The sequence below is a fragment of the Mesorhizobium sp. Root102 genome (genome assembly GCF_001425625.1).
Lineage (GTDB): Bacteria > Pseudomonadota > Alphaproteobacteria > Rhizobiales > Rhizobiaceae > Mesorhizobium.
Genome location: NZ_LMCP01000005.1, coordinates 1 through 23,259 on the forward strand (window position 1 = coordinate 1; position 23,259 = coordinate 23,259).

Here is a 23,259-nt window from a genome sequence, read left to right on the forward strand (position 1 = left end):
CTAGAGCCTTTCACGTTTTGACGGAAGCATAGCCTGCGTTTTGGAAGTAGTTCTTGCATTCGGCTGCCTCGATGGTTTCGACGAGGTGGCCGATGTGGCGCCAGGTGTCCTCGACAGTGCGTTTCTGAGCCTGGCGCATCCAGTGTTTGATCTTGGCGAAGGCCTGCTCAATCGGATTGAGGTCCGGCGAGTAAGGCGGCAGGTACCAAAGCCTGGCGCCGGCAGCCTTGATCATCTGCCTGATGGCCGCCGACTTATGACTTCCCAGATTATCCATGACGACGATATCGCCGGGCTTCAGCACCGTGATGAGCTGCTGCTCGACATAGGCGCGGAAGCATTGGCCGTTGATCGGACCGTCGAAGACGCAAGGCGCTGCGAGCCGATCCCAGCGCAGCGCGCCGAGGAAGGTCAGCGTGCGCCAGTGGCCGTGCGGAGCCAAGCCGCGCAGCCGCTTGCCCTTTGGCCCCCAACCCCGCAGCGGAGCCATGTTGGTCTTGATCCAGGTCTCATCGATGAAGACCAGGCACTGCGGATCGAGGCCGGCCTGCCAGGATCGCCATCGCTGGCGCCTGCGGGCAATATCGGCGCGGGCCTGCTCAAGGGCGAACAGCGTTTTTTTTGAAGCTCAGCCCCTCGCGCCTCAAGAACAGCCACACCGTGTTGTGCGAGACCTTGATCCCTCGCGCATCCAACTCCTCCTTCAGCCGATGCAGCGTCAGTTCAGAGGTCTGATTGATCCGCTCCACGATGAAAGCCCGATGGGGCTCCAGAACCCGCTTGCGGTGGCCGCCCATCTTGCCCGGCGCCACCGAGCCGGTGGTACGATAACGCTGCGACCACTTCACCACTGAGGAAACCGCAACGCCAAAGCGCGAGGCAACCGCACGGCAGGTCTCCCCGCCAAGAACTGCCGCTACTGCACGCTCACGAAGATCATTTGAAAGCGCTCGCGTCATCAGATGCTGGCCTCCAATCCAGCCAGCATCTTGAATCACAAACAAGCCTCGATGGGAATCCTACGATTCCCTCAAAGTGGGAAACGCTCTAGNGCGTCATCAGATGCTGGCCTCCAATCCAGCCAGCATCTTGAATCACAAACAAGCCTCGATGGGAATCCTACGATTCCCTCAAAGTGGGAAACGCTCTAGCATGAAAAAGTCGATGAACGGACCGAACAGATATTTCTGCGGAGTGGCCTGGACCGAAACCGAGGCATCCGCCGAAAGGTGAAGCGCCATCATGCCTTCTCCCTGTGGTCGTTTATCTAACCATCGACCTGCTTTTCCGACAAGCTCTTCGTGGACAGCCAGTTCGGCGGCGTCGGCGGCTTTTGTGCCGCCAGCTTTTCACGATAGGAATTTTTTCTTGATCCCATGACCTCAGCTATGGTACATGTTCGTCCATGGTGCTGATTTGCGTCGGTGACCCGCCGCACAGGCGGGGCCGGCAGGATCACGAAGCGCGCCCGCCAAGCATGAAAAAGTCGATGAACGGACCAAAGAGATATTTCTGCGGAGTGGCCTGGACCGAAACTGGAGCGTCCGCCGAAAGGTGAAGCGCCATCGTGCCTTCTCCCTGTGGTCGTTTATCTAATCATCGACCCTCTACCTGGGCAACATATCCTGCATGGCTACTGGCGATAGAATGGGATGTCGATTGGCGTCGAGCTCGGCCAAGGTTTCGCTATGCGGCCGGCAACGATCCATATGATCGGAGTCGCCAGCATCGAAGCATATCCGTCAATCCCATAATGCCAGGCGAGTTGGACAGACCCTATTTGGGTTGCGATCAGGAAAACGACGCCAGTCCAACGCACCAGACCGCCAAAACGCCAGAGATAGATGGCGTTCAACGTGGCTATCGCAACGTGCAGTGAAGGAAATGCTGAAATACCACTGCCCATGCGTGGACCATCCAAGGCTGCATTAGCCAGAAGCATTCCCTGAGCATATAAAGCCCATATCGGGTAGACGGCGTTTGTGGCGTTGAGATATTCCATCAGCGGAGAGAAGGTACGGTCGCCGTAAAAGGGCAGGACAAAAGCTGGCCCTACCGACGAAAACGCCGTCGCCGCGAGATTGCCAAGCAAGCCCCACGTCAGCACAAAAGCCACCAAGTATTGGGAACGAAGACGGTCGTTACCCGACGAGAATGCAACGCAAAACAACACGACAAACATTATCACAAACCAAAGATTGTAGAAAAAATTCAAAACGAAAACTAAAGCACCGTGTCGAAATATCTGCGGCAATATTTGCCAAGCATCAAACCCACCATGAAGCGATCGATCGATCTCCATCATCGCTTTGTCAGCATAGAACGGGACAATCCTATTGATACCATCCTTCATGCTCGTGAAAATTGAAAAGAATACAGGCAGAACCAGTATCACCGGTAAACCTTTCATTATCCTTTCTGCCAATTCATTTTCCAACAATTTCTCTTTAATGGCACTAAATACATAACCTGGTCGACCGAGCATGACACGTATCGATATCCACGAAAACAGAACAACCGCAACGGAAAATCCAAACACCCAAAAACCTTCGTTATAAAGTCTAACATCGATAGGTATCTGCCAGTACAACGCTACTGGAATTACAAACAATAAATAAACAACCAAGGTAGCGTAGAATTGGTTATTAGCTCGCCAGATCGCAGGACTGCCCCAACGCATCACAGCCTCAATCACGCGCATCTTGGACCTCGAGCATGTTCAGCCAGCAAGCGACGAATGCGCTGCCCTCTTTTAGCCGTTAGCGGTCAAACTATTGATGACCAGAAATGCCGTCGTGCAGATCGCTGCAAGCGAGATAGGCACACCAAACGGCACGACACCTTGGTTGTCGAGGTGCTGCGCATAGATTCGGAAGGCGCCCTCGGGAAGCAAAAAGGGATTTTTCACTATCAACGCCGTAGCGAGCGCGAAAATCAGCAGAAGGGAGGAAAACACGACGAGGCCGCCGCTGCCGATCAGAAGCGGCACGACAGCCATAAGCTTGACATCGCCGGCCCCGACCTTGCGCAGGAGCCAGAACGGGAACAGCGCGACGAACAGCAGAAGTCCGGCCATGGCGCTCAGCCCCATGTCCCACCACGATCCGGTCTGGAGCGACAGCAGCAGCAGCGACCCCGCCCCAAGGCAGAGCAGCAGCAGGACATCGCGATTGGAGATCTTCTGGGTGGTGAAATCGAGCCAGCCAATCCTTGCCAGCAGGGGAATGGCGAGCACTTTCAGCACCAGCGCTTCGACGAGCAACATGCTAGCGCTCGATGTTCTGCACGCTTGACGACAGCAGCTTCAGATTGTTGGCGACGGTCGGATCGTTGGGCGCCAGTTCGTAAGCCTTGAGGAAATTCGAGCGCGCGTCCTGCAGCTTGCCGCGCAGCAGGTAGGAATAGCCGACATTGTTGTAATATTCGGGCGTCGCGCCGATCAGCCTGAACGCCCTGGCATAGGCCTTGTCGGAAAGGTCGAAGCGGTGGATCCGGTCGGTGCAGGCGGCCAGCCCCATCCAAGCGTTACCATCATTGGGCGCCAGTTGCGTCGCCTTGAAGAACAACGCGCCGGCATTGCCGTAATTTTCCGCGCGGAACTGGTTCTTGGCTTCGGCGACAGCCTGGTCCGAGGCATAATATTCGACATTGCTGACCGTCTTCAGCCCATCGAAAGCATCGCCAAAAGATGTGACGTCGCCCTTCGACGGCTCGTTGGTGCGAACAATGCCGTCGGTTGTGTCCGCCGTCTGGCAGCCGGCAAGCACCACCATCAACAGACAGGCTGCGGCCGCAGTAGCCCTTTTCATAGTGTACCCCCAGAGGGTCCCCGACTCACATTAGGACCAAAGCATATACCTAACTAGAAGAAAATGCCCTTCATGCGAATGAGCACAGGCAGCATTACTACCATCATCACCACCGGGAAGATGCACAGACCCAATGGGATCATCATCTTGACCGGCAGAGCATTGGCGCGCTCCTCGGCATTCAGAATTCTCTGGCTGCGCATTTCGTCGCTGTAGACGCGCAAAGCGTCCGTCAGGCTGGTGCCTAGTTCTTCCGACTGCCTGAATAGCACAGCTAAAGCTCGCGCCTCTTCAAGCCCGATGCGATCCGACAGTTCGCGCAACGCCTCCCGCAGCGGCTTGCCGGCACGCAACTGCAGGTTCATGATTGAAAGTTGGATGCCGAGCCATTTGTGGGTCCCGGCCAATTCGCTTCCGACGCGCTCCACCGCCGCCTCAAGGCTCATGCCGGCATCAGCACAGGTAATCATCATGTCCATGAAGTCGGGAAACCCGCGCCGATAGACCTGCTTTTGGCGGTTCTCAAAGCGGTCAAGCGCTATGCTGGGAATGACGAGCCAGCCAAGTCCGATCAACGCTGAACCGGCGAAGGCGGCGAAGCTGGGGATCTGCGGCGGCAACACCGCCGTCAGGACAGCGTAACTGCCGAGAAATCCAATGCACACCGCACCAAGACGCGACAACGTGTAGATTGCCGGCGCGCTTGCCTGGTAGAACCCGGCCCGAAACAGTTTCGCCTCCAGCGCATTCGGCTCGCCGCGTTCTTTCTCCAGGGCGCGGAAATAGGCATCGACCGGCCGCTGTGCCGCCATCCTGTTGAGTTCCTGTTGCGCCGTCAGCGACCGGTTGGAAATTCCCTCGGATAGGAGAGTTTGAGCGACCAGCTTCCTCGTCTGGAGGACGGGCGTCAGGACTAGGGCAATCAGGAGAAAAAGTGTCGTCACCGCAAGGAAAACGGCAAGCGAGAGCAGCGTGGCCGAGTCTCCTATGTAGTTCAACAGCCCATACCCCCGTTCGTCAGAAGTCAAAATTGACCATGCGATACATGATGAAATCGCCTAGCAGCGCCCAAAGTCCGAAAATCAAGAATACCGGCATGACAATGGGGCTATCCCAGATGTCACCGTAATAGCTCGGAGCGATGAGCGTCAGGATGCCGAGCATGAGGAGTGGAAACAGCGAAATGATCCAGGCAGACATGCGGCCCTCTGCCGAAAGCGACTTGATCTTCATGCGCAGTTTGCGCCGCTCACGCAACACCGACGACAGATTGGCCAGAATTTCGGTAAGATTGCCCCCGGTTTTCGCTTGAATGGAGAGTGACACCGACAGGAGGTGTAGCCCCTCAAAGCCAACGCGCTCCGACAGCTTTCGAACGGCCTGCTCAAGACTGAGGCCGAAGCTGATTTCATCGGAGACGATGCCGAACTCGGTGCCGAGCGGATCCGGCATTTCGCGCGCGACGAGGCCGATCGCCACGGTGGTCGGATGACCGGCGCGCAATGAGCGGACGATCATGTCAAGTGCGTCGGGTAACTGTGTGGCGAATTTCTGGATTCGTTTATTGCGGGCGCGCCGCAAAACGAGAAGCGGCAGGACAAGGCCAACGACGAGAAAAACAATGATCGCGACGATGGTCGAGAAACCCAACAGCAAGGGCAACATCAGCGCGAGGACCAAGCCGGCGAGCAGGAAAACAGCCGCGAAAGCGAGCGGGTTTCCGGTTATGCCGGATTGGGTGTAGAGGCGATTCAAGGCGATCGCGCCGAAAACAAAATCACCCGATGCCGTAAGCCCCCGCTCTTGCAGCAAACCCTGTAGATTTTGTTCGGCGGGCAATTCGTCGCCCAGTCGTTGCAAGCGCCGGTTAATGACCCCTGCCCTCGCTCGCCGTCCCGCAAACGACAGGTAGAAGGATTCGGCAGCAAGGATCACTGACGCTGCCACCAACACATAGATGAAGTAGAGTAAGGTCTGGCCCGTCGGCATCAGAGCGGAACCTGTGGATTGAAAGCATCCTTGGCGAATTGGTGACCAAGTGTCGCCGCCTCCTGGGCAAAACGCGGCCTGACACCCGTCGCGCGAAATTCGCCGATGACCTTGCCTTCGGCGCTGATATCGCGCCGGACAAAGTGATAGATTTCCTGGAGTTGCACGACATTGCCTTCCATGCCCGTGATTTCCGATATCGAAGTTACACGCCGACCGCCGTCCGAGAGCCGTTGTGTCTGCACGATGATGTCGATGGCCGAGGCGATCTGCGCACGGATGGAATCGTTGCTCATCGGCATGCCAGCCATGCCGACCATCTGTTCCAGGCGCGAGATCGCATCGCGCGGCGTGTTGGCATGGATTGTCGTCATCGAGCCTTCATGGCCGGTGTTCATCGCCTGCAGCATGTCGAAAGCTTCCTCGCCGCGAACCTCGCCGACGATGATGCGGTCCGGCCGCATGCGCAGCGCGTTCTTCAGCAGTTCGCGCTGGCGCACCTCGCCCTTGCCCTCGACATTGGGCGGGCGCGTCTCCAGCCGGCCGACATGCGGCTGCTGCAATTGCAGTTCGGCCGCATCCTCGATGGTGATCAGCCGCTCTTTCGACGGGATGTAACTCGACAGTGCATTGAGCAAGGTGGTCTTGCCGCTGCCGGTGCCACCCGAAACCAGGATCGATTTGCGCGCCTGCACCGCGATGCGCAGCAGCTCGATCATGGGCGGCCGGATCGAATTGAATGCCATCAACCGCTCGAGCGAAAAAGGGTTCTTGGAGAATTTGCGGATCGATACCAGCGGGCCGTCAACCGAGACCGGCCGCACTGCGATGTTGACGCGGGAGCCGTCCTCCAGCCGCGCATCGACCATCGGCGCCGATTCGTCGACACGCCGGCCGATCGCCGAGACTATTTTGTTGATGATACGCAACAGATGTGCCTCGTCGCGAAAGCGGATTGCGGTCTCCTCGATGACGCCGCGTCGCTCGATGAAGACGCGCTTGTGCGTGTTGATAAGGATGTCAGCGATCGAATCATCCTTGAGCAGCGGTTCGATCGGCCCCAATCCGAGCATCTCGTCGGCCGTGTCGCTGGTCAGTTGATCGAGTTCGCGGGCATTCAGCGGCACGTTTCGATTTCGCACGAACTCGCGAACGATCGGACGGATCTCATTCAGGATCTCGTCCTTAGTGGCACTTTCAAGAGCGGTCAGGTTGAACCGGTCGATCAGATGGCGATGAAGCTCGACCTTGAGCGTCAGGAAAGCTTCCCCGTGGGACTCGATATCAACTCCTGTAGAAAGAGGCGAGGCAACGGGCGCCACAGCCAGCGGCTCGGGCTTTGCTATTGCCGCCTGCTCGCTTACCCCCTTGATGAACCGCCCCAGCATAATCGCTTATACTCCCCTCTTATACGCATTAGCGGAAACTAAACATTAACCAACGCGCGCACAAGCGCCTGGATGCCCTACGCGCAGCCATTACTTCAGACATAGTTAAGAGCAAGCGCCAGCAATCCTTTATTTATTTTATGTGGCTGGACGTCAGGAATTTTCCCGTTCCACTCCGCTCTTCGATCCCACCCGCCTTTTGCCGAAAACCCGCTAGAAACACGGCCTTAAGTCCTTAGATATAAAGGAATATGCATTATTGCTAATGCTTTCTCAATCTCGCCGCATCCGGGGCTAAATTGTGAACGAATGGTTAAGGTGCTTGAAAAATGAAAAGAATCAAACCCTTGGTAAGATTCGATTTTGCAATCTTCTTGCCGAATCACGTATATGAAAGTTAAGGAACCATTAATCTCGTTTGACTCTGCGTTTTCTCGGGACCTAGGATCGAGATGACGGGGGATGCTTGGGTATGGGGTTCATCACCTAGCTCTGTCTCGTCGGGTTCAAACCTCCAAAGGGAGAAATTGACATGAAGAAGCTCATGACGATGACCCGGCAGTTCCGCGACGACGAAAACGGCGCTGCAATGGTCGAATATACGGTACTGCTCGGGATCATCACCGTGGCGGTTATCGCCACAGTGGTGCTGGTCGGCACCTGGGTCGGCGGCAAGTGGACCGCACTCTACTCTGCTATTTCGGGTCACTGATCAGCAGGCGCTGCTGTCATCGACGCAAGGGGCGTCGATGACTGCAGGCGATAGGGGGCAATCGGGGGCTGACGATGCGCGCAAACACTGTCATCATGATCGTCTTGGCTGGTGTCTTCGGCGTTCTAGCCGTTGTCCTCGCCAATATCTGGCTGGCCAACCAACGCAGCGTCATGGCGCGGACGGATGATGTTCAGCGCGACACAGTTGTGGTGGCCGCGGTGGCGCTGAAGTTCGGCGACACGCTGTCCGCCGACAAATTGCGCGAAGTCGCCTGGCCTTCTGGCGCGGTTCCATCGGGTGCCTTCAAGACGAGTAAAGAGCTCCTGACAGGCGACTCAAAACAGGCGCTGCAAGCGATAGGCGTCAACGAGCCCGTCCTTGCCACCAAGATAACCGGGCCCGGCCAGCGCGCGACGCTTTCGGCGGTGCTCGGCGAGGGCATGAAGGCCGTTTCCATCCGCGTCAATGATGTACTCGGCGTCGCCGGCTTCGTCTTCCCAGGTGACCGGGTTGACGTGTTGCTGACGCGCACCGTGCGAAGTCAAGACGGCGCGGATCAGAGTTTTGTCGATGTGCTGCTGCAGAGCATGAAGGTGCTCGCGGTCGACCAGGTTGCGGACGAAAGCAAAGACAGTCCCACCGTCGTCAAATCGGTGACCCTTGAAGCCACCACCAAGGATGCACAGAAGCTGACGCTGGCGGCGGGCGCCGGCCAATTGTCACTGGCGCTGCGCCAGGCCGCCGCCAGCAAAGGCGAGACGACTGAGCGCGTGACGCTTTCCGATTTAACCGGCGAAATGCCAGCCGACGTCGCCAAGAGGCAGGCCGAACTGGACAAACAGGCTGCGACTGAAGCTTTAGCTGCGGCCGAACGTCAGCGGGCTGAGGACGAGCGCAAGCGCGCGGACGACAAGATCGCCGGGCTGGCCAAAGCAGTCGATCGGGTGGGAAGCAAGCTCGACGAGTTGGGCAAAGTGAAGCCAGCTCCGGCCGTGGTGTCCGCACCACAGCCGGTCGTCAAGGAAGTGGTCAAATACGTGCAGCCTGAACCGCCGGCACGGGCAACGATCGGCGTTTTTCGGGGCGTGAAACTCGAGACATATGACGTTCCGCGACAACAATAGCCAAGCGCGGTGAAACGGAATAGGGCTGCCGCCGGCAGCGATTGGGGAGACGGGGATGCGGGGATCTTGGTTAGGGATAGCGACGGCCGCGTTGTCGTGTCTGGCGGCGCTGTTGCTGTCGAGCCTGGCGGCTGGTGCGGCCGACCGTTTCATCGACGTGTCCACTCCCGCCGTCCATCGTATCTTCCTGCCGATGTCGCAATCGGTAACGATCCAGGTGAGTGCCAATCTGGGCGACATCGTCGTTGGCGACGAGAAGATCGCCGATGCCCAGCCGATGACCGACCGCACGCTTTATGTCATTGGCAAGGGCGCTGGCACCACAACTGTCAATCTCTTCTCGACGGACAAGCGCTCGCTCGGCGCCCTGCAGATCGAGGTCGGCGTCGATGTCAGCGACATGGCGCAGGCGATCCGCCAGGTGGCGCCGAAGTCGCGCATCGAGATCGGCTCGGTCAACGGAAGGGTCAGGCTTGGCGGCCATGTCAAGGACGGCGCGACCCTGGCGACGATCCTCGACGTGGCAAAGCAATATGGTCCCGATGAGATCATCAATTCCGTGACCGTCGACGACAGCCAGCAGGTCAATCTCGAAGTGCGTGTGCTGGAAGCCAAGCGGAACGCGGGCCGCGACCTCGGCGTGTCGATCAGGAGTACGAATGGCGATGGGACGACCAAAACCGGAACCGGAATTGCTGCCGTCGACAAAGACAAAGTGGTGCTCGGACCGGGCGCTCTGCTCAGCAACCTTCTGTCCAACTCCACTCCGTTCGGAGCGCTGCTCACGCGCGTCATCGACAGCAACATCAAAGTCGATTTGTACATCGAGGCGCTCGAGGCCAAAGGCGTGGTGCGCACGCTCGCCAACCCCAATCTCACCACGCTTTCCGGTGAGGAAGCCAGCTTCAACGCCGGCGGCCAAGTGCCTATCCGCTCTCTCGACAAGGATGGCCAAATATTCATCGAGTACAAGCAATTCGGCGTCAATCTGGTGTTCACGCCGGTGGTACTCGACGACGGCAAGATCCACATGAGGCTGGCGCCGGAGGTCAGCGACCTGACCGGCTTCACCACCGCCGGCGACCCGATCTTCACCAACCGCAAACTCGCCACCGTGGTCGAGTTGCGCGACGGCCAGAGCTTCGCCGTCGGCGGGCTTTTGTCCAGCAAGACCACCAAGCTGCAGAACCAGGTGCCCTGGCTTGGCCAGGTGCCGGTCATCGGGACGCTGTTTCGCAATTCGAGCAACCAGAAGGAAGAGACCGAGCTGGTGGTGATCGTCACGCCGCACGTGGTGCGGCCGGTGAAACCCGGCGAGCAGTTGGCAACGCCTTTCGACAAGACGCGGCCCGCCAACGATCCGGAATTCTTCGTGCTCGGTCAGCTCGAAGTGAACAAAGACATGATCCGAAAATATGAAACGGGCGAAGGCGTCACCGGCCCCTATGGCCACATGCTCGACTTTAAATCGAAGGACAAGATGCTCTATGTCAAGAAATAGCGCCTTGATCCTCATTCTGGGCACCGGCCTGCTGACAGGCTGCGCCGCCGATTATCTGAACCACTATGACTCGGTGACCCTGGCCGCCGGCGACACGCAGAAATTCAATTCGATGCTGCAGACGGTCGACCCGCTCAACCCGGCTTCACGGAACACACATATCGAAGGCGACGGCGCTCGGGCCGCGACTGTTGCCCAAGGGTACAAATATCCACCGCCGCCACCGCCGCCGGCGCCGATCACGGTCAATGTCGGCACGCCTACGAACTAAGGCACGGAAGGATGCGGTTTCGACGCGTCAGGCAAAACGAGGGATCCTGGCGCAATGGGAACAGAGAGTACGGTCATGTTGAGGACCATCAGAGCATTTTGGCACGACCAGAGGGGAATAGCGCTGATCCTCGTCAGCATCATGCTGCCGGCAATCATCGGTTTCTCACTGCTAACAATCGATATGAGCCGTGCGAACAATCTGCACAACGATTTGCAGAAAGGGGCGGACGCGTTTGCCCTGGCCGGTGCGGCGGAACTGGACGGCAAGCCGGATTCGATCGTCCGCTCCGATCGGGCGATCGCCAATCTCGTCGACAACACGTACAAGTTCTCCAACGCGGGGCCGGTACAGACGCTGACAAATGCCGGGATAACTCGCCGCTACCTGCGGTCGCTTCCGCCAAATGACACTGACGCAATCAGGGCGCAGGACGTCATCGCGGACGAGGTTGCGGGAGCTGCCGAAGCCGAGTTTGTCGAGGTGAAGGTCAACCCGACCGGGTTCTCGGCGATCTTCCCCGCCTCGTTTCTGACTGGCAATACCGGGGATAATGCCTTCAACATCGGAGCGACAGCGGTCGCAGGCTTTGCCGGAGTCGTCGTGTGCGACATGACCCCGCTTTTCATCTGCAACCCGTTCCCCGGTCAGAACCTGCAGGATGTGGTCAACAATCAGAATTTCTTCCGAAAGGGCATCAAGCTCGTGATGGGCTCAACGTCCTGGGGGCCTGGCAACATGGGCTTCCTTAGACCCGCCGCATCCCACGGCTATGGTGAAGGCGACCTTGCCGACGACATCGCCCATGTCGATTTCCCGGAGTGCGTGAACAGCCGAGGTATTTACACCCAGACCGGCAATCTCACCGAAAAGGCCAAGGCGGCGTTCAACACCCGCTTCGACATGTACGGCCCCCACTTCTCAAAAAACGACGCGTCTGTTCCTCCCGCACCGAATATTCGGAAGGGCTTCGATTTCGCACCGAAGGGCAAGAAGCCGGGCACCGACCCGTGCGATATGATCCCAGGGACCGACCTCACCAAGTTCCATGGTCTGACGCAGGACACAGCCTACCCGCTCTTTGACGGGCGCATCGGCAATGGGCTTTGGGACTACGACGGCTACGTGACCGCCAACTATCCCAATGGCGAACTGGCCGGCTTCAGAGACGCAGCCGGAAACGCCTACTCGAACACCAACCCGCCGTCTCGATACGACCTCTACAAATACGAGATAGACACCCCCGGCCTGGTAAACACTCACTCAGTCGGCGGAGAAACCGGCCAAGCACTGTGTCACGCAACTCCATCGACCGATCCCGATCGTCGGCTGATCTATGCCGCGATTGTCGACTGCGACCAGTACCTGAGCGAATTGAACGGGCAGAGCGGTTCAATGACCGCGATTGGGTTCGCAAGCTTCTTCCTCACCGAACCAGTTACCGGCGATGATGTGTTCGCCGAAATCGTCGACATCGACGGCAACAAAGGCCGAGGAACCATGGTCAACTTCGCCAAAGACAATGTCCAACTCTACCGCTAAGCGCACCGGGATCCTTCGCCGACTCGCCCTGAAATTCGGCCGCGAGGAACGCGGCGCGATGCTGGTCGAGATGACGTTGATCACGCCGCTGATGATCGCACTGTCGGCGGGTGTATTCGAGTTCGGCACCATCATCCACCGGAAGCTGCTGATAGAAGTGGGCCTGCAGGACGCGGCACGGTACATGGCACGTTGCACCACCGGCTTCGCCACCGTGAATTGCACGACCACGGCGCAGAACATCGCCAAATATGGGACGCCGACGGCCGGGACCTTGAGAGTGGCCGACTGGGGCACCGACGAGCCGGTCGTCATATCAACCTATGACACCACCAATGCGGTCGATCCCGACACCGGGCTGCAGGACTATCGAGGGACCGGCGCGACTGTCCGCACGATCCGCGTGACCACCACCTACGCATACGGGGCTACATCGCTGCTCTCCTATATCGGTATCGGTCCAATCACCATCACCGCTTCACATGAAGAGCGATTTATCGGGTACTGACATGCGACCATTGAGTGATTTCAGACGAGAGGAGTGCGGGGCAGTCATGGTCGAGGCGGCCATCGCGATGACGCTGCTTCTCGTGTTGACGCTTGGCTTCGTCGATTTCGGCTATGCGCTTTACCAATGGAACGCAGCCACAAAGGCGGTCGAAGTCGGAGCCAGGGCCGCGTCCATTTCCAATCCAGTGAGTACCGCGATTGCCAATGCGGCGGTCACCACGAACGTGACGCTGGTGGGCACGGCCATGGCGTCTGGCAGCTTCCCCACCTATTCCTGTACCGGTGCAGGCGGATGTACTGGATTCAACCAGGCGAATTTCGACGCGATCTACAATCGCATGGTCGTGTTCTTCCCCAGGCTCCAGCCTGCGAATGTCAGGATCACCTACTCCGCGACGGGCCTCGGCTATTGGGGCCGCCCAGGCGGACCGGTCCCAACGATAACGGTCAGCCTGGAGGGTCTTACCTTCCAGTTCTTCTTCCTCAGTGGACTTCTCGGATTCAATGACATCCCCATGCCCTCGATGCTGAGCACGGTCACGGGCGAAGACATGAAGAGCACCTTCCCATGAATGCCATCAACACCAAGGTTACGCCGACCAAGCGAAAGCAGGTGGCGCTGTTTTCGTCAGATCCGAATTTCAAGCGCGATGTGGCGACGCGGCTCGATGCGCTGGCGATCTATGACGTCAGGGTTTCCGAGACCAGCGACTTCCTCAAGGGGCCGGCCGCCGAGACGCGCCCGGGCATCGTCATCCTCGATCTCGGCAATGGCGAGTTGCTCGGCAGGCCTGGCATCGTCGAGGCGCGCGCGCTGTGGGCGACCGTGCCGCTGATCGCGGTTTCCGACGAGCTGACCTCGGAGCAGACGCGCGTGCTGGTGCGCATGAACGCCTCGGACTGGCTGCACAAGCCGCTCGACGGCAAGGAGCTGCTCAACGCGGTGACCTTCCACGACACCGGCAACCAGGGCGCGAAAAGCCGGATCATCACCTTCATCGGCGCCAGCGGCGGCGCCGGCGCCACGACGCTGGCGCTGTCGGCGGCCGAACATCTCGCCTCGAAATCGGCCGAGCGCGCGGCGTCCACCTGTCTCGTTGACCTGGATTTCCAGAGCGCCAATTGCGGCGCCTATCTCAATCTGTTCAACCAGTTCGACCTTGCCGGCATCATCGGCCAGCCGGAACGGCTCGATGTCGAGCTGATGGATGTCATCAAGCTTTCGCGCCCGTCCGGCCTCACCCTCTACGCGTTCGAGAGGCCGCAGCTGCCGTTCGAGCCGCATGGCAGCGATTTCGTCTTCCGGCTGCTGGACCTCGTGGCCTACCGCTTCGACGACATCGTCATCGACCTGCCCAATCTCGAAACGCCGTGGCACAATTCCGTGCTGTCGACGAGCGACGAGATCTTCATCGTCTTCGAGCTCAATGTCGCTTCGCTGCGGCAAGGCAAGCGGCTCTACAAGAAGATCCGCGAGCTGCGCGGCAACGCGGTCAACATCACGCTGGTCGCCAACAAGCACAAGCGCAAATGGTTCGGGAACCATTTTTCGCGCAGCGAGCTCGAAAAGATCTTCAAGGCGCCGCACATCAAGTCGGTGGCGCTGGACAACGCCCTTCTGACCGATGCGCTGAACAGGGCCATCCCACCTTCCGAGGTGGATGGACGGGCGCGCTTCAACAAGGATCTGAAGCGGATGTTCAAAGACCGGCTCGATGACGCTGCCCGATAAATATCGGATCGCGAGATACCGGATCGCTGGGCGGCTCGCCGGCGCCTGCGTGCTCGGCGTGGCGCTGGCTTTGTCCGCCCACGATTTCGCCCAGGCGAGATCGAGCCTTTCAGATCGGCCGCCGCTGCCGGCGATGGGGCCAAGCCTGCGCAAGGCCGTTGCCTTCGCGACCGCCGAGCAGCCGGGAACGATCATCATCCGCAAGGACGAGAAGGCGCTTTACCTGGTGACCCGCCAGGGCCAGGCGCTGCGCTACCAGATCAGCGTCGGACGCGACGGGTTTGGCTGGACCGGCGTCGTCAAGGTGGGGGCGAAGACCGAATGGCCGGAGTGGCGCCCGCCACAGGAAATGCGGGCCCGCCAGCCGGAGCTGCCGAAAATGGTGCCCGCCGGCCCGTACAATCCGCTCGGCGCAAGGGCGCTCTATCTGTCTCGTGACGGGCGCGACACGCTCTACCGCATTCACGGCACCAACGATCCGTCGGGTGTCGGCTTCGACGGAACGTCAGGCTGTTTTCGTCTTACCAACACGGATGTGATCGATCTTTTCAAGCGCGTCGCGGTCGGCGCAAAGGTGGTGGTCCAATGACGACGATCAGCGAACCGGACATGCCGGCGATCGACATCGGAAACCAGGAACAGCGCGCCATCGAGAAGCCCAGCAATCCCAGGACGATCGGCGTCGTGGTCGCCTGCGGTGCCTTGCTGCTCACCGTGATCAACATGGCGGCCGCGGTCTATCTCTATCGGGGCATGAGCGACCTGCGTTTCGTCGAAGCGCGGCTGGAGCAGCTCGGAGCGTTCGAGCAGCGGATCGCGGCGCGGCTCGACACGGTCAACAACGGCTTCCAGAGCCGGTTCGAGAAGCTGGACAGCCAGTTGCAAGGCAACTTCAACGAAATCAACGGCGGCATTGCCCGGTTGGGACAGAATGTGCCGGCCGCCGGCGGCGAGGCCGTGTCGAGTGCCGCGGAACCGTCCGAGATCACCACCAGCACGCTGGCGCAGGCGCCCGAAGCTCTCGACGGCGCGATCGCGGGCGAACCCAGCGTCATCGAAGCGCCGCAAGCGCCAAGGAAGAGGACCGCGTCGGCGTCGCCCCCTGCCCCAAGCTCCAACTACCAGCGCATCGAGCAGCCTGACGGCAAGGTCTATTACCGCAGGACCAACTAGACTTTTGGGGCGTAGGTGGCGAAGACCGCCCGGAACGATCTAGAGATCGCGCTGCAGGGCCAGGATGCTGATGGCCCGGATGGACCGCTCTCGCGCTTCGGCGAGGAAGGCGATGTGGCAGTAGCCGCAGGCCGCCGCCCCCAGAAGCAGCACCAGGCTGTTCTTCAAGGTGAAATCAACAGCCAGCGAAAACTGAAGGCCGCTAGGCGACGTGAATGCAGCAATCGTGCTCGCCGTTTCCGAATGGCTGCCGACCGCGATCATCAGCCCAGCGAAAATCAGGGCGACGTGGTTGGCGAGGAAGAAGAATGCCGACCTTCTGGCGTGGCACGCCATCCAACAGGCGATCGATGCGACGGCCAGGATGGCGGCGTCGACAGCCATCGAGCTGCCCAGGTAGACATCGACCTGCTGCCAAAGCATCACCGACAAGGGGCGCAATTCAAGCCATATCCACCATGCGGTGGGGCTGGCTGGATAGGCGCCCAGCAAGAAGGTCGCCATGCGCTCCCCTGCCAGGACCGCAAGAATGAGAAAGGGGAAGGCAAAAAGCAGAAGCGGCTGGCGTTTCATGTTCCCTCGACAATCTGCAAGCCAGGATAGACCGCATAGATTGCGCAAGGCTTAACGGCTCCCGGGATATCCTGATGACACAATGTCGGATCATGGCTGAGTGGCGGTGGCATCTGGTCGATTCGCATCGATCCGGTAAGAATCCCCTTGCGCCTCAGTCTCGTGAACCGCAAACGACGCCACACCCCAGGATTGGACGCTTGATGAACGACACCCCCAAAACGCTGGCACCAGACTCGCTCGGGCCAACCGTGACCATTGGAGAGATATTGGTTGAGATCGTCGCGAGGGAGACAGGCGCCGGCTTCCGGGAACCGATCGACCTCATTGGTCCCTTTCCGAGCGGCGCCCCCGCCATCTTCATCGATCAATGCGCGCGTATGGGCGGAGCGGCCGCGATGGTGGGCGTGGTCGGCGACGACGATTTCGGCTTCGTCAACATCGAGCGCCTGAGACGAGACGGCGTAGACATCTCCGCCATCGCTGTTTCCCCGGATTATCCGACGGGCAGCGCCTTTGTTCGCTACCGCGACGACGGAAGCCGCGATTTCGTCTACAACATCGCCAAATCCGCAGCAGCCCGGCTGGAATGGACCCCGCAGGTCGAGGCGTTGATCGCGCGTTGCGGGCATATCCACGTCATGGGAACGGTGTTCGCAAGCCCAGCCGCCTGGGCGATCACCGAACGCGCGATCCCCCTGATCACGGCACGCGGCGGCACGATGTCGCTCGATCCGAACCTGCGCAAGGAATTGCTGGCCCACGGCCAGACCGAGGAGAAATTCGCGGATCTGGTGGACAAAGCGGACCTGCTGCTGCCGTCGGGCAACGAATTGTTCCTGGCGGCCGGCATGGACGGCGAGGAACGCGCGATCGAGGCGCTGTTCAAACGAGGGGTCAAGGAGATCGCCGTCAAGCGCGGCGAACATGGCGCGTCGGCTCGTCAACGCACCGGCGCCCGCGCCGATTGCCCCGGCCTCATCGTCGAGGAAAGGGACCCGACCGGCGCCGGCGACTGTTTCGGAGGAGCCTATGTCGCATGCCGGCGGCTGGGCATGCCGCTGCAGACGGCGCTCGAGTTCGCCAACGCGGCAGGGGCGCGCAATGTCACACGCCTCGGCCCCATGGGGGGAGCCGGCACGCGTGCCGAACTGGAAGATTTCATGGCAAGGACGGCGAGAAGAAGCTGATGCGTGTGGCGATCGAAGATTTGCCGGCCCTGCAGAGGGAAGGGAAGAAAATCGGGGTGACCTCGGTGTGTTCGGCACACCCGTTGGTGATGAAAGCCGCACTGCGCCACGGCCGGGAAACCGGCACCACCGTCCTGATCGAGGCGACGTGCAACCAGGTCAACCATCTGGGCGGTTATACAGGCATGACGCCGTCCGATTTCGCGGCGATGGTGGACGCACTCGCGGCGGCCGAGCAATGCCCGAAGGAACTGATCGTGCTTGGCGGGGATCATCTCGGCCCTAATCCCTGGAAAGACCGCCCCGCCGAGGAAGCGATGGCGCAGGCCGGGAAAATGGTCGATGCTTACGTTCGCGCCGGCTTCCGCAAGATCCACCTCGATGCCTCGATGGGCTGCGCGGGTGAGCCGGCGGCGCTCGACGACCACACGGTGGCCGAGCGTGCGGCCAAGCTGGCGGGCGTCGCGGAACGGGCGGCAGCGCGGAGCAGCGGGGCAAGCCCGGTCTACATCATCGGCACGGAAGTGCCGCCGCCCGGCGGTGCCGATCACGCATTGGATGCGATAATCCCGACCAGTCCGGAGGCCGCTCGCCAAACACATGCCATTCACGCCAAAGCATTCCAGGCCGCCGGGCTTGAAAGCGCGTTTTCCCGCGTCGTCGGCCTTGTGGTGCAGCCGGGCGTGGAGTTCGGCAACCAGAATGTGATTTTCTACGATCGGGCGAAGGCCCGCGATCTGGCGGCAACTCTGGACAGATTGCCATCGCTCATTTTCGAAGCCCATTCGACGGACTATCAAGGCGAGAGGCCGCTGCGTGAACTCGTCGAGGACGGTTTCGCCATCCTCAAGGTCGGCCCCGAGCTGACCTTCAAACTGCGCGAGGCGCTGTACGCGCTCGATCTGATCGCTTCCGATCTGGTACCCTTCTACTGCGAGCGGCCGCTTTACCACGCCATGGAAGAGCTGATGCTCGGCGCCCCCAGGAATTGGGCAAGCCATTATCACGGCAGCGATGCCGACAAGCGGACGCTGCGCCACTACTCCTATTCCGATCGCATCCGATACTATTGGGCGGCCCCGCAAGCCCGTGCCGCCTGCGACCGGCTCTTCAATGCGCTGACGGGCCGGAAGGTGCCGGTGACGCTGTTTCTCCAGCACCTGCCTTCGGCGCTCGCTTGGGCCGACCGCGCCTGCGACGGCGAGGAGATCGCGATCAATCACGTCCAGCGGAGCATCGAGGTGTACGCTCGGGCATGCGGCACCTGAACCCGCGTCCGGCCCCTTCAGAGCCGATGGGCCGGGGGCTGGAACGCTTACAGCGATGGTCCCAATCGGATCGGGCTGCCGTCGCTGAAACGGGATTGACGGAACCTGTGGAGATTGTGCCCGGTCTCGTTGCCCTGGATCAAATCGGACAGGATACGGCCCATTCCGGGTCCTATGCCGAAGCCGTGGCCACTCATCCCGGTCGCGACAATGAGGCCTGGGATCGCAGCGGCCCGATCGACGATAGGCACGACATCCGGCATCGCATCGATCATGCCCGCCCAACTCGCCTTGATCGGCACTGTCTTGAATTGCGGGAAAAATTCCCTGAACCCGCTATCGATGGCGCGGAGCGCCGCAGCCTCGGGAGCGGGATTGAGGACGCGCATCCGTTCGAACGGGGTTTCCTTGTCAGCGTCCCATCTTCGCGGGGTTAACCAGCCGTCCGGATATCCGCGCGGCGCGGCCGGCAGGTAGCGTGTGCCAAAGGGATTGGCCATCAGGGCGCTGGCATATTTGCCCGCATGTCGAAATGCGTCCGGTCCTATGTAGAGTTGGCTACTGCCTCCCAATGCGAGCGTGTATCCGCCATCCTGCCTGCGACGGAACGCGATGCGTTCGTCCGCGGCGGCACCGGCGTGGATTTCGGCCATCGGCGCTGTCGCGGCGACGGTCGCCCTGACGCAGAGCTGCGGGATAGAGATGCCGTGCGCGCGCAGGAAGAGCGACGTCCAGGCGCCGCTGGCGACGAGGACGCTCGAGGTGGCGATGTGGCCCCGCTCGGTCCAGACGCCGCTGATCCGGCCCGCCGAGATGTCAAGCATACGTGCCGCACAATTCTCGATGATCGTGACGCCTTGCCGGGCGGCCAGGCGAGCGATCGCGGGCACGGCGACCCAAGGCTCGGCGCGCATGTCCGATGGGGTGGTCATGGCGCCTTTGAACGGTCGCGACATGGCCGGGATAAGACTTGCCACCTCACCTTGGTCGAGGAGACGCGTGTCGACGCCATGAGCCAGGGCGATCTTCAGGAATTTCGCGAAACCGGCCATCTCCTTATCCGTCCGCGCAAGATAGGTGACGCCCGTCTGCTTCAGTCCTATGTCCTCGCCGCACTCCTCGGCCAGTTGCCGCCAGAGGCGCTGCGCTTCGATCACGATCGGCAGTTCGTCGGCATCGCGACCCTGCTGCCGGATCCAGCCCCAATTGCGCGAGGACTGCTCGGCGGCGATGCGTCCCTTTTCCAGCAGCGTCACCGAGATGTTCCGTCGCGCCAGGAACAGTGCCGTGGTCACGCCAATGACGCCACCGCCGATGATCACGACTTCCGAGGTCTTCGGCAGCGGCTCTTGAAACTGGATCGGAGTGGCTTCGGTGAAGGGGAAGATTATCAAAGAGCACTGTCCCTATTGGTACGCTACGGCGGTATCCGGCTTAAAGACTTGTCTTGGCAGCGAGATTCGGCCGCTTCCGTGGAATGTCTGCGCCGCTTCAGCGCCGAGCACGCAATCGGCCGCAAGAACCAAGCGTACTACGATGCCTATACACCGCAGAAACTCAAAGATCTCGCTGCGGCCCTCAAGGCCGCCACATCATCGGCGGGAATCGGCGCAACGCGCTATGGGGAGTCGCCAGTGGACCGGCCTCCAAGACTCACGTTTTGAAAGATCGGATGGAAAAAACATGAATGGTGCGTGTGGGGTCAATACATGTTTCGCCAATCCGCGACGAATGACCGGCAAGCCAGCCGCCACCTTGCTGCATTGCGGCCCGGGTCTGGCAAACGGTCTCGCGAACCTTCACAACGCACGCCGAGCGAATACGCCGATAGTCAACCTCGTAGGTGGTCAGGCGACCCATCACCGCCAGTTGGACGCACCGCTGACGGCCGATACCGAAGTCTGGTCACGCCCCGGTTTCGCGGTGGGTCAGAACGTCAGCGACTTCACGCACCGTTGGAGAAGATGCCGCGGCCGCCGTCGAAGCCTCGCTGCACAGTCCCGGCGGTATAGCTACCCTCATATTGCCATCAGATGTCTGCTGGAATCCGGGCGGTGTTGTGGGATCGCCCCGAGCCGTGTCCGGCGCGCCCTGCAAGTGAGCCCTGACGCCGTGGCGGAATCGGCACGCCTGCTGCGTTCCCGCCGGCAAACGGCGATCATTCTTGGTGGCATGGCGTTGCGGGCGCCGCAGCTTGAACTGGCGAGCAGAATCGCCGCCGCAGCTGGTGCAAGGCTTTTTGCCCCCGTTTCAAATGCCCGTATCGAACGTGGCGAAGGGCGATATCCCGTCACGCGGCTACCCTACTCCATAGACCAGGCCGTGAAGGTGCTGTCGGACGTTTCCAATGTGATCCTGGTAGGCGCAATGCGTCCGGTGGCTTTCTTTGCCTACGCCGCGTTTCTTCAGCAGAGCTGCCCCGGCTGAAGCTGTTACAACCATGTCCAAAGGGCGCCGATTCCTGAACCGGGAAGAAAACGGACCGTGGGTTTACAGTTTGGCCGGCCACGCATTGAGCTGAATGCAGCATACGGCTGGTGGAGGGCATCTCGTCCACCGCCAGATTTATGTCCTGTAAATCGCGGGACACCGATTCTACTCTCGTGGCGGCCGTGTCTTTTCTCGGGGTTGCTGCGTGGCAGCACCGAAATTCCGAGGCACGGTCTTTATGGTTGGCCAATTTGATGCTCATTGCAGCCCGTTGCCTGGACCATCCGTGCTGCCGCCAAATGCCCGGAACAGGGTAGATTCGTTGACGAGTTGAGCAAGTAGGATCTCGGCGAGCGCCTCCTCGGCCATGCGACGTCGTTCCTGCGCGTCGAGCCAGATGCGCGAGGTGATGGCACCGGCTCTATACCTTGCTTCGGTAAGCCGCTCCACTTCCTGCGCGGCCGAAAGGGCGTTGCGCAGACGGCGCGCCCGTTCGACGCAATCCGCCCGGGCGCCTAATTTAGCTCGGAGATTCTCGCCGCTTGCGTCTCCACGGTCTGTTCGACTTCCATGACTTCGAGGTCAGAAATGGCGCCACTTGCCCGCTGGGTCCGCACCAAAGCTTATGTTTGCCTGACATAAGCCAGGCTTCTTTCGGCCGAAGCGATCGATTGATTGAAACTCCGGCGAGAGCAGTTTAGAAGTCGATGGTGCTTCTGACTCCAACAACGAGGGCGTTGGGGATTGCCTGGCCGGTCGCATCATCCGCAGCTCCTCCGCCGGGATGGACAATATACTGGAAATCCGGCTGAATATTCCACCATGGTGCCGCGACGAAGTTGTAATTCACCTCGAAGATGGTCTCGCCGGAACGTATTGGATACGCTGTGCCTGTTTCGGCCGCGGTGTCTCTATCAAGTCCTGATGCCGCATGGCTGATTCCTGAGTGACTGACGCCAACGGTCAGCGTATCGTCTTTGCGGTCTGGCAGTAGGCCGGTAAAGGCCAGCCCTGCGTCGACTCCCCACGCCACCAGATTCCTGTCAGACGGCGCCAACTGCCCGCGCAAGAAGCCACCGACTTTGGTGCCATTCCCCTCAAACAGCGTCTGGTCTACCAGGGCGTAGACACCCCAGTTCCCCGAATGCATGATCGGACCCACCGCTTGAGGCGACGCGCGCGACACCACATCGCCCGAACTGCTCAGGCCATATCGGTCATCGGCAAACGTGCTGGTGTGATACCAGCCGCCGAGCTTGTAAGAAACCGATGGCCCGTCCGCCGCGCCGTCCGGATTGAGCTCATAGGCCAGCTCGGCCATCAGCAGGGCGCCACCGGTCAAACTGAATGTGGTGCCGTGAAAGTTGCAAACCTGCGGATCGTCTTGGCAATCCCGGCCGGCCGGGTCGCCGCTGAAAAGCCCACCGCGCACGACAACTTGCGGCTTGAGGTAAATGCCTGAAACCACACCGGGCGTCGCAAGCGGATAGGCCGGTCCGCCGCTCGGCATATCCGAGGCATTCAGCACAGGCCATCCAAACGCACCGTTGAGCAATTTCCCGGCCGAATTGCTCGTTGCGAAATCCTCGTCCGCCGAAACCTGCCCCAACCTGACAAAGCTGCCGTCTGCAAACGTTTGCTGGAGCCAGGCGGTGAAGAGCCGCGTCGTCGGAACCGCATCGATGTTACTTGGATCGCCGAGGCTGCCAACCTCAGCGGCGACATTGCGATCATTGAGATCGTGTATTTGATACAACGTCACATGGGCAGATCCACCCTGCCACAGACCCATCTTCTCAAAATCGAGGTCCAAGTTGACGTCGAAGCGACCTTCGTAGGCCGCGCCCTGGCGGATGCCGCCACTCGCCACATCCATGACCTCGCTGACGTAATCGAGGGTGAACTTAACGCCCTTGTCCTCAAGCGCCTTCCGGTCGCCATTCCAGTCCCCAGTCAGGTGATCCCACTGCCAGATTGAGTTACCCGCCTGGCCGGACGCGTCGGCGGCGCCGGCCGGAGCAGCGAGCAAGATTAAATCCGCCAA

General features: G+C 60.3%; 22 protein-coding genes and 1 pseudogene. 13 read left to right on the top strand and 10 right to left on the bottom strand.

Annotation, left to right across the window (positions count from 1 at the left end; translation table 11 throughout):
* Positions 1-10: 10 nt before the first annotated feature.
* The 7 genes from ASD12_RS32810 to ASD12_RS06575 all read right to left on the bottom strand — a co-directional run bounded on the left by ASD12_RS32810 (position 11) and on the right by ASD12_RS06575 (position 7,186).
* Positions 11-959 (bottom strand): IS630 family transposase gene (locus ASD12_RS32810; protein WP_156389034.1). Its coding sequence is split into 2 segments (ribosomal slippage): positions 11-622 and positions 624-959, totalling 948 coding nucleotides; the frame shifts between segments, so codons are not numbered across the junction.
* 674 nt (positions 960-1,633) lie between these two features.
* Positions 1,634-2,701, bottom strand: a complete 1,068-nt coding sequence (locus ASD12_RS06550; RefSeq protein ID WP_082525279.1) for a phosphatase PAP2 family protein — start codon at positions 2,699-2,701, stop codon at positions 1,634-1,636.
* A gap of 51 nt (positions 2,702-2,752) precedes the next feature.
* Complete coding sequence (locus ASD12_RS06555; protein WP_056583121.1) at positions 2,753-3,265, bottom strand: prepilin peptidase; 513 nt, start codon at positions 3,263-3,265, stop codon at positions 2,753-2,755.
* A 1-nt stretch (position 3,266) separates the two neighbouring features.
* Positions 3,267-3,809, bottom strand: coding sequence for a tetratricopeptide repeat protein (locus tag ASD12_RS06560; protein WP_056583124.1), 543 nt, complete (start codon positions 3,807-3,809; stop codon positions 3,267-3,269).
* Between the two features lie 53 nt (positions 3,810-3,862).
* Positions 3,863-4,810: a type II secretion system F family protein gene (locus ASD12_RS06565; protein ID WP_056583399.1), complete on the bottom strand. Its 948-nt coding sequence runs from the start codon at positions 4,808-4,810 to the stop codon at positions 3,863-3,865.
* A gap of 16 nt (positions 4,811-4,826) precedes the next feature.
* Positions 4,827-5,798 carry a type II secretion system F family protein gene (locus ASD12_RS06570; protein WP_056583126.1) on the bottom strand — a complete coding sequence of 324 codons (972 nt, stop codon included), beginning with the start codon at positions 5,796-5,798 and terminating at the stop codon, positions 4,827-4,829.
* Positions 5,798-7,186: a CpaF family protein gene (locus ASD12_RS06575; protein ID WP_056583128.1), complete on the bottom strand. Its 1,389-nt coding sequence runs from the start codon at positions 7,184-7,186 to the stop codon at positions 5,798-5,800. The genes ASD12_RS06570 and ASD12_RS06575 overlap by 1 nt, the downstream gene beginning before the upstream one ends.
* Positions 7,187-7,718: 532 nt before the next feature.
* On the opposite strand from ASD12_RS06575, the gene ASD12_RS06580 reads away from it, so the two are divergent.
* The 10 genes from ASD12_RS06580 to ASD12_RS06625 all read left to right on the top strand — a co-directional run bounded on the left by ASD12_RS06580 (position 7,719) and on the right by ASD12_RS06625 (position 15,754).
* Complete coding sequence (locus ASD12_RS06580) at positions 7,719-7,898, top strand: Flp family type IVb pilin (protein ID WP_056583130.1); 180 nt, start codon at positions 7,719-7,721, stop codon at positions 7,896-7,898.
* A 74-nt stretch (positions 7,899-7,972) separates the two neighbouring features.
* The gene (gene cpaB / locus ASD12_RS06585; protein WP_056583132.1) at positions 7,973-9,025 is read left to right on the top strand and encodes a Flp pilus assembly protein CpaB; all 1,053 of its coding nucleotides are present in this window, start codon (positions 7,973-7,975) and stop codon (positions 9,023-9,025) included.
* A gap of 55 nt (positions 9,026-9,080) precedes the next feature.
* Positions 9,081-10,526: a type II and III secretion system protein family protein gene (locus tag ASD12_RS06590; RefSeq protein WP_056583134.1), complete on the top strand. Its 1,446-nt coding sequence runs from the start codon at positions 9,081-9,083 to the stop codon at positions 10,524-10,526.
* A 4-nt stretch (positions 10,527-10,530) separates the two neighbouring features.
* Positions 10,531-10,797, top strand: a complete 267-nt coding sequence (locus tag ASD12_RS06595) for a hypothetical protein (RefSeq protein WP_244482757.1) — start codon at positions 10,531-10,533, stop codon at positions 10,795-10,797.
* 75 nt (positions 10,798-10,872) lie between these two features.
* Positions 10,873-12,339 carry a pilus assembly protein TadG-related protein gene (locus tag ASD12_RS06600; RefSeq protein WP_056583137.1) on the top strand — a complete coding sequence of 489 codons (1,467 nt, stop codon included), beginning with the start codon at positions 10,873-10,875 and terminating at the stop codon, positions 12,337-12,339.
* Complete coding sequence (locus ASD12_RS06605) at positions 12,320-12,847, top strand: TadE/TadG family type IV pilus assembly protein (RefSeq protein WP_056583141.1); 528 nt, start codon at positions 12,320-12,322, stop codon at positions 12,845-12,847. Before ASD12_RS06600 ends, ASD12_RS06605 begins: the two co-directional genes overlap by 20 nt.
* Positions 12,848-12,893: 46 nt before the next feature.
* Positions 12,894-13,421 carry a TadE/TadG family type IV pilus assembly protein gene (locus ASD12_RS06610; RefSeq protein WP_244482758.1) on the top strand — a complete coding sequence of 176 codons (528 nt, stop codon included), beginning with the start codon at positions 12,894-12,896 and terminating at the stop codon, positions 13,419-13,421.
* Entirely contained in the window at positions 13,418-14,581 is a 1,164-nt protein-coding gene (locus ASD12_RS06615) for an AAA family ATPase (RefSeq protein ID WP_056583144.1), read from the top strand. The genes ASD12_RS06610 and ASD12_RS06615 overlap by 4 nt, the downstream gene beginning before the upstream one ends.
* The gene (locus ASD12_RS06620; protein WP_056583146.1) at positions 14,565-15,170 is read left to right on the top strand and encodes a L,D-transpeptidase; all 606 of its coding nucleotides are present in this window, start codon (positions 14,565-14,567) and stop codon (positions 15,168-15,170) included. Before ASD12_RS06615 ends, ASD12_RS06620 begins: the two co-directional genes overlap by 17 nt.
* Before the next feature lie 20 nt (positions 15,171-15,190).
* Positions 15,191-15,754, top strand: coding sequence for a hypothetical protein (locus ASD12_RS06625; RefSeq protein WP_244482759.1), 564 nt, complete (start codon positions 15,191-15,193; stop codon positions 15,752-15,754).
* A 39-nt stretch (positions 15,755-15,793) separates the two neighbouring features.
* On the opposite strand, the gene ASD12_RS06630 is transcribed toward ASD12_RS06625, so the two are convergent.
* A complete protein-coding gene (locus ASD12_RS06630; protein ID WP_056583149.1) occupies positions 15,794-16,327 on the bottom strand; it encodes a hypothetical protein in 534 nt (177 codons plus the stop codon).
* A gap of 203 nt (positions 16,328-16,530) precedes the next feature.
* On the opposite strand from ASD12_RS06630, the gene ASD12_RS06635 reads away from it, so the two are divergent.
* Positions 16,531-17,517 carry a sugar kinase gene (locus tag ASD12_RS06635; RefSeq protein WP_056583151.1) on the top strand — a complete coding sequence of 329 codons (987 nt, stop codon included), beginning with the start codon at positions 16,531-16,533 and terminating at the stop codon, positions 17,515-17,517.
* Positions 17,517-18,785, top strand: coding sequence for a D-tagatose-bisphosphate aldolase, class II, non-catalytic subunit (locus tag ASD12_RS06640; protein WP_056583153.1), 1,269 nt, complete (start codon positions 17,517-17,519; stop codon positions 18,783-18,785). The genes ASD12_RS06635 and ASD12_RS06640 overlap by 1 nt, the downstream gene beginning before the upstream one ends.
* A gap of 47 nt (positions 18,786-18,832) precedes the next feature.
* Here the strand turns inward: ASD12_RS06640 and ASD12_RS06645 are convergent, their stop codons facing one another.
* Positions 18,833-20,179 carry an FAD-dependent oxidoreductase gene (locus tag ASD12_RS06645; protein ID WP_056583155.1) on the bottom strand — a complete coding sequence of 449 codons (1,347 nt, stop codon included), beginning with the start codon at positions 20,177-20,179 and terminating at the stop codon, positions 18,833-18,835.
* 1,000 nt (positions 20,180-21,179) lie between these two features.
* Here ASD12_RS06645 and ASD12_RS34790 point away from each other — a divergent pair.
* Positions 21,180-21,306 (top strand): annotated as a pseudogene (locus tag ASD12_RS34790) (GNAT family N-acetyltransferase); the annotation flags it as partial.
* 606 nt (positions 21,307-21,912) lie between these two features.
* Here the strand turns inward: ASD12_RS34790 and ASD12_RS06655 are convergent.
* Positions 21,913-23,244: a carbohydrate porin gene (locus ASD12_RS06655; RefSeq protein ID WP_200953684.1), complete on the bottom strand. Its 1,332-nt coding sequence runs from the start codon at positions 23,242-23,244 to the stop codon at positions 21,913-21,915.
* Between the last annotated feature and the right edge of the window lie 15 nt (positions 23,245-23,259).

Excerpts from the sequence above, each read along its gene's own strand:
- ASD12_RS06630 (WP_056583149.1), bottom strand. The coding sequence starts at position 16,327 with ATGAAACGCCAGCCGCTTCTGCTTTTTGCCTTCCCCTTTCTCATTCTT.
- ASD12_RS06580 (WP_056583130.1), top strand. The coding sequence starts at position 7,719 with ATGAAGAAGCTCATGACGATGACCCGGCAGTTCCGCGACGACGAAAAC.
- ASD12_RS06550 (WP_082525279.1), bottom strand. The coding sequence starts at position 2,701 with ATGCGCGTGATTGAGGCTGTGATGCGTTGGGGCAGTCCTGCGATCTGG.
- ASD12_RS06635 (WP_056583151.1), top strand. The coding sequence starts at position 16,531 with ATGAACGACACCCCCAAAACGCTGGCACCAGACTCGCTCGGGCCAACC.
- ASD12_RS06590 (WP_056583134.1), top strand. The coding sequence starts at position 9,081 with ATGCGGGGATCTTGGTTAGGGATAGCGACGGCCGCGTTGTCGTGTCTG.
- ASD12_RS06555 (WP_056583121.1), bottom strand. The coding sequence starts at position 3,265 with ATGTTGCTCGTCGAAGCGCTGGTGCTGAAAGTGCTCGCCATTCCCCTG.
- ASD12_RS06610 (WP_244482758.1), top strand. The coding sequence starts at position 12,894 with ATGGTCGAGGCGGCCATCGCGATGACGCTGCTTCTCGTGTTGACGCTT.
- ASD12_RS06620 (WP_056583146.1), top strand. The coding sequence starts at position 14,565 with ATGACGCTGCCCGATAAATATCGGATCGCGAGATACCGGATCGCTGGG.
- ASD12_RS06640 (WP_056583153.1), top strand. The coding sequence starts at position 17,517 with ATGCGTGTGGCGATCGAAGATTTGCCGGCCCTGCAGAGGGAAGGGAAG.
- cpaB (WP_056583132.1), top strand. The coding sequence starts at position 7,973 with ATGCGCGCAAACACTGTCATCATGATCGTCTTGGCTGGTGTCTTCGGC.
- ASD12_RS06570 (WP_056583126.1), bottom strand. The coding sequence starts at position 5,798 with ATGCCGACGGGCCAGACCTTACTCTACTTCATCTATGTGTTGGTGGCA.
- ASD12_RS06615 (WP_056583144.1), top strand. The coding sequence starts at position 13,418 with ATGAATGCCATCAACACCAAGGTTACGCCGACCAAGCGAAAGCAGGTG.
- ASD12_RS06625 (WP_244482759.1), top strand. The coding sequence starts at position 15,191 with ATGCCGGCGATCGACATCGGAAACCAGGAACAGCGCGCCATCGAGAAG.
- ASD12_RS06575 (WP_056583128.1), bottom strand. The coding sequence starts at position 7,186 with ATGCTGGGGCGGTTCATCAAGGGGGTAAGCGAGCAGGCGGCAATAGCA.
- ASD12_RS06600 (WP_056583137.1), top strand. The coding sequence starts at position 10,873 with ATGTTGAGGACCATCAGAGCATTTTGGCACGACCAGAGGGGAATAGCG.
- ASD12_RS06605 (WP_056583141.1), top strand. The coding sequence starts at position 12,320 with ATGTCCAACTCTACCGCTAAGCGCACCGGGATCCTTCGCCGACTCGCC.
- ASD12_RS06560 (WP_056583124.1), bottom strand. The coding sequence starts at position 3,809 with ATGAAAAGGGCTACTGCGGCCGCAGCCTGTCTGTTGATGGTGGTGCTT.